Consider the following 5,477-nt stretch of genomic DNA (forward strand, 5'->3'; position numbering starts at 1 on the left):
CCCTCCACCACGCGACTGCGTCGCGCGGTCCCCCTCCCCGCAAAGCGGGGAGGATTTGTTCTATCGGCCTGCTACCGCGCGCCCCTTCCACGCCGCCTTGACGCCGGACTCGGTCGGCGCGAGAATCCAGCGTGAACGTACAGCGTACATTTCAGGGGATTCGACCATGGCCAGCCGCGCGCAGCCGCCGCTCTGGCGCGAAACGGTGAAAGCGGGCGCCGCCCGCTCGGGCGCGATGATCACGGCGGTGGCGATCGCCGCGGTGACGTTGCTGCTCGTCCTCTCGCTCGCCAGCTATCATTCGGGCGATCCGTCGCTCAGCACCGCCGCCGGCGGGCCGGCGCAGAATCTGCTCGGCTATCCCGGCTCGGTGATCGCCGACCTCGCTTATACCGTGCTCGGCTGGCCGGTCTGGGGCATGCTCGCGGTCGGCCCGATCGTCGCCTGGCGGCTTTGGCGCGACGAGGACGTCGGCGCCTGGGGCCGGATGGCGCTGACCGCCGCATTTGGGCTGGCGCTGGTCGCGACCGCGCAAGGATTCGTGTCGAGCGGCGCCAGCCTCGACTGGCCGGCGGGCAAGAGCGGGTTGATCGGCATGCTGATCGCCGACGGCCTCAAATGGCTGATCGCGCTGATCGGTAGCCCGACCGCGATTCTGTGGACTGACCGCGTGGTCGGGACGATCGCCGGCCTGGCGGGCGCGGTGATCTGGTTCATGAGCCTGGAAGTCGGCTTGCCGCGGGTGTCGCGACTGCCGCGGATCGGGCGGTCGGCCGAAGTGCAGCGGCTGACCGACCAACGCCCGGGCGAGCGCGTCATCGACATGGAGCCCGAGCAGACGATCCGCCAGCCGCGCGCGGTAGCGCTGCCCGACAATCGCCCCGCCCCGGTCATCGCCGAGCGCAACGCCGCGCCCGCGCCGGCCAAGCCGGCCAAGCCCAAACAGGGCAGTTTCGACCTGCGCGACAATTTCCCGCTGCCGTCGCTCGAGTTGCTCAAGGCGCCGCCGCCGGCGACCGGCGGCCCGATCGACAAGGCCGCGCTCGAACGCAACGCCCGCCTGCTCGAGACCGTGCTCGACGATTTCCACGTCAAGGGCCAGATCACTGCGGTCCATCCCGGCCCGGTGGTCACGATCTACGAACTCGAGCCCGCCGCCGGGACCAAGGCGAGCCGCGTGATCCAGCTCGCCGACGACATCGCCCGCAACATGTCGGCGGTGTCGGCGCGCATCGCCCCGATCCCCGGACGCACGGTGATCGGCATCGAATTGCCCAATGCCCGGCGCGAGACGGTCAATCTGCACGAGCTGATGGCGTCGGACGCCTTCGAGGATCAGTCGGCATCGCTGCCGATCGTGCTCGGCAAGAACACCGCAGGCGATCCGGTCATCGTCGACCTCGCGCCGATGCCGCATCTGCTCGTCGCCGGCACCACCGGGTCGGGCAAGTCGGTCGGGCTCAACTGCATGATCCTGTCACTGCTCTACAAGCTCAACCCGAAGCAGTGCCGGATGATCATGATCGATCCGAAGATGCTCGAACTGAGCATGTACGACGACATTCCGCACCTGCTGTCGCCGGTCGTCACCGATCCGGCCAAGGCGGTGCGCGCGCTCAAATGGGCGGTCGAGCAGATGGAGGACCGCTATCGCATGATGGCCTCGGTCAACGTGCGCGGCCTCGCCAGCTTCAACGACAAGGTCCGCGCGGCCAAGGCCAAAGGCCAGCCGCTCGGCCGCAAGGTCCAGATCGGCTATGAGGACGGCAAGCCGGTCTATGAGGAAGAGCAGCTCGATTACGAGCCGCTGCCGCAGATCGTCGTCATCGTCGACGAGCTCGCCGACCTGATGATGACTGCCGGCAAGGAAGTCGAATTCCTGATCCAGCGTCTGGCGCAGAAAGCCCGCGCCGCCGGCATCCACCTGATCATGGCGACGCAGCGCCCGTCGGTCGACGTCATTACCGGCGTGATCAAGGCCAATCTGCCGACCCGCATCTCGTTCAACGTCACCAGCAAGATCGATTCGCGCACCATCCTGGGCGAGCAGGGCGCCGAGCAGCTGCTCGGCAAGGGCGACATGCTCTACATGGCCTATGGCAAGCAGATCAGCCGCGTCCACGGCCCGTTCGTCAGCGACGACGAGGTGCGCGCGATCGCCGATCACTGGCGCGCCCAGGGCCAGCCCGACTATATCCAGTCGGTCACCGAGGAGAATGAGGACGGCTTCGCGCTCGACGGCGCACCGCTCGGGGAAGATTCGGCCGAGGACCAGCAATATCGCGGCGCGATCCAGCTTGTCGTCGAAAGCCAGAAGGCGTCGACGTCATGGCTGCAGCGCCAGATGCGGATCGGCTACAATTCCGCCGCGCGCCTGATAGAGCGGATGGAAAAGGACGGCATCGTCGGCCGTCCCGACCATGTCGGCCGCCGCGAGGTGCTGCGCGATCGCGACGGCAACCCGCTCTAGCTTCGCGGTTCGGCTTGCTGAACCGTCATAGGATTCGCGCGTTCAGAGCGGGTTCAAGCCGGTCGCGCCATGCCGTGCGCCCTATTTTCAGGAGAATATTCGTGACGCCTCGCGCCCTAGCGCTGTTGTTCGTGCCCGCTCTGGTCGCCACTGCCGCGGTCGCCGCGCCGGCGACCTCGCCCGACCTCGCCAAGGTCCAGGAACATCTGCGTGCGGTACAGTCGATGACCGCGTCGTTCGTCCAGACCGACCGTAACGGCAAGACGCTGTCCGGCACCTTGTCGCTCAAGCAACCCGGCAAGATCCGGTTCCAGTACGAGAAGGGCGTGCCGATCCTGATCGTCGCGGACGGCAAATCCTTATGGTTCCTCGACTATCAGGTCGGGCAGAAGCAGCGCTGGCCGATCGGCGGGTCGCCGCTCGGCGTGCTACTCGATTCGAGCAAGGACATCAGCCGCTTCGCGCACGTGAACCAGACCGCCGATCCGGGAGTTATCTCGGTCGAGGCCAATGATCCGAAACATCCCGAATACGGTCGCATCACGTTGGTCTTCGAGCGCAACGCCGCGGGACCGGCGGGCCTGGTCCTGCGTGGCTGGGTGGCGCTGGACGCGCAGAACAATCGCACGACGATTCGACTGTCCAATCCCAAGTTCAACGTGCCAATTTCCGACGGAACGTTCCGCTTCAACGACCCGGTGCGCAGCGGCCCGCGAAAATAACGATCCGTTCATCTGGCGGACAGCTTGGCGGGGCTAATACAGGCCTCGCGGATGTGGGGCGGTTCGGGATTTTCCCCCTGTTGCCCGGAACGGACCACTTCCCGCCTGCGTGACGAACGCTAGGTCGGCCCCTGTTCCATGCCCCCGGAACAGGGGCCTTTCCTTTGCGCAGCGCGGACGGCGGCGCGTCGCCGATCACGCGCAAGCACGGCCGGCGCCGCCACGCGGCGTCCGACGTGCCTGTCCTGAGCGCCTGCCTTGCAGGCCGGCGAAGGGCGCCTTGGCCGCGACGCATGCAAGGGTGACGAACCGCGATGAAATCCCTAAGTCCGCTCCCGTGAAGATCGTCTCCTGGAACATCAACTCGGTCCGTTTCCGCATCGAGATCGTCGAGAAATTCCTGCGCGAGATCGCGCCCGACATCCTGTGCCTGCAGGAAACCAAGGTGATCGACGCCGACTTCCCCGAAGCCGCGTTCCGCGCGCTCGGCTACGACACGATCTTCCTCCATGGCCAGCGCATGCACCACGGCGTCGCGATCATCAGCCGCGTGCCGCTGGTCGAGGACGATCGCTTCGACTGGCAGGCGAATCGCGAAGCCCGGCATGTCGGGGTGCGGTTGCCGGGCGGCGTCCGGCTCGAGAATGTCTATGTGCCGGCGGGAGGCGATATTCCCGACCGCGAGGTCAACGCCAAGTTCGGGCAGAAGCTCGATTTCGTCGAGCGCATGACCGCCTGGTCGGCGACGCTCGATTGCCCGACCATCCTGACCGGCGATTTCAACATCGCGCCGCTCGAATCGGACGTGTGGAACCACAAGCAATTGCTCAAGGTCGTCAGCCACACGCCGATCGAGGTCGACGCGCTCAATCGCCTCAAGGATTCCAATAGCTGGGTCGATCTCGGCCGCCATTTCCACCCGGCGCCGGCGCGGCTCCATACCTGGTGGAGCTAGCGCTCGCCCGATTGGACCAAGAACGATCGCGGCCGCCGGCTCGACCATATGTGGGCGACCGCCGACGTCGCGGCGAAAGCGACCTCGCACCGCGTGTTCGAGGATTGCCGCAACTGGCTGAAGCCGTCGGACCATGTCCCGATCATGACCGAGTTCGACCTGTGAGCGTTCGTCGGTGAGCGCGCGCGACGTCGCCCGCGCGATCGACGCGCTGCGCCGCGGCTGGCCGATCGCCATCCGGGGCGCCGGCGCGCCGGTCGGCCTGCTGGCGATCGAGACCGCCGATGCCGGGCGGATGAAGGCGTTCGATCCCCACGGCGAGTCGCCGATTCTGCTGTCCGCCGGCCGCGCGGCGACGCTCAAGCTCGCCAACCAGCTCGAGGCGGCGATCCCCGACTCGCCGGTATTGGTCGAGCGCACCTTCTGGATCGATTTCGATTGCGCGGTTGCACTGGCCGATCCCCAGCTCGACATGGCAACCCCGATGAAGGGGCCGTTCCGCGCGATCCATGTCGATGATCGTGACGTCATGGCGGCGGCGCTGTCGCTGGCGCGTACCGCCGGCGTGCTGCCCGCCTTCTTCGTCGGTCAGGCGCCCGACGAGGTCATCACCATCGCCGATATCGAAGCGTTCGAGGACCCGATCAGCCTGGCCATCGCGGCGCGCGCCAAGCTGCCGGTCGAAGGATCGGAGAGCGCGGAGATCGTCGCGTTCCGCTCGCCCGATTCGCCCGGCGAGCATGTCGCCTTGATCATCGGCCAGCCCGACGGCCTCCCGCCCCTCGTGCGCCTCCACAGCGAGTGCCTGACCGGGGACGTCCTCGGCAGCCTCAAATGCGATTGCGGCCCGCAACTGCATGCCGCGATCCATGCGATGGAGGACACCGGCTGGGGCATCCTCCTCTATCTGCGCCAGGAGGGGCGCGGCATCGGGCTGGTCAACAAGCTCCGCGCCTATGCGCTGCAGGACCAGGGGTTCGACACGGTCGATGCCAATACCCGTCTCGGCTTTGCGGTCGACGCGCGCGATTTCCGCGTCGCGGCACGCATGCTCGACCTGCTCGGGCAGACCAATATTCGCCTGCTGACCAACAATCCCGAAAAGGTCCGCGTGCTCGAGGCGACCGGGATCAAGGTCGCCGAACGCGTGCCGATCGCGCTGCCGGCCAACCCGTTCAACGCCAAATATCTCGCGACCAAGCGCGACCGGACCGGGCATCAGCTTTAGACGGGGAGAAACGGCATGCATTCGAGCGATTGGCGGGCAGTGCATGTCGGGTTCGCCAAGGACGGCCTGACGATCGCCGGTGCCGACATCTGGGCGCTGCGG

At 66.9% G+C, this 5,477-nt stretch carries 3 protein-coding genes and 1 pseudogene; all 4 read left to right on the forward strand.

What is annotated here, in order from left to right; genetic code table 11:
- Window positions 1–166: 166 nt before the first annotated feature.
- The 4 genes and pseudogenes from ACTHJR_RS06880 to ribA all read left to right on the forward strand — a co-directional run bounded on the left by ACTHJR_RS06880 (window position 167) and on the right by ribA (window position 5,375).
- Complete coding sequence (locus tag ACTHJR_RS06880; RefSeq protein ID WP_440522387.1) at window positions 167–2,470, forward strand: DNA translocase FtsK; 2,304 nt, start codon at window positions 167–169, stop codon at window positions 2,468–2,470.
- Window positions 2,471–2,571: 101 nt separating this feature from the next.
- Window positions 2,572–3,192, forward strand: coding sequence for a LolA family protein (locus tag ACTHJR_RS06885; protein ID WP_440522388.1), 621 nt, complete (start codon window positions 2,572–2,574; stop codon window positions 3,190–3,192).
- A gap of 337 nt (window positions 3,193–3,529) precedes the next feature.
- Window positions 3,530–4,312 (forward strand): annotated as a pseudogene (locus ACTHJR_RS06890) (exodeoxyribonuclease III).
- A 10-nt stretch (window positions 4,313–4,322) separates the two neighbouring features.
- Window positions 4,323–5,375: a GTP cyclohydrolase II gene (ribA, locus tag ACTHJR_RS06895; RefSeq protein ID WP_440522389.1), complete on the forward strand. Its 1,053-nt coding sequence runs from the start codon at window positions 4,323–4,325 to the stop codon at window positions 5,373–5,375.
- Window positions 5,376–5,477 lie beyond the last annotated feature (102 nt).

The sequence above is a fragment of the Sphingomonas sp. genome, assembly GCF_051962185.1.
Lineage (GTDB): Bacteria > Pseudomonadota > Alphaproteobacteria > Sphingomonadales > Sphingomonadaceae > Sphingomonas.

Coding starts and splice junctions, on each gene's coding strand:
- ACTHJR_RS06880 (WP_440522387.1), top strand. CDS start 167: ATGGCCAGCCGCGCGCAGCCGCCGCTCTGGCGCGAAACGGTGAAAGCG.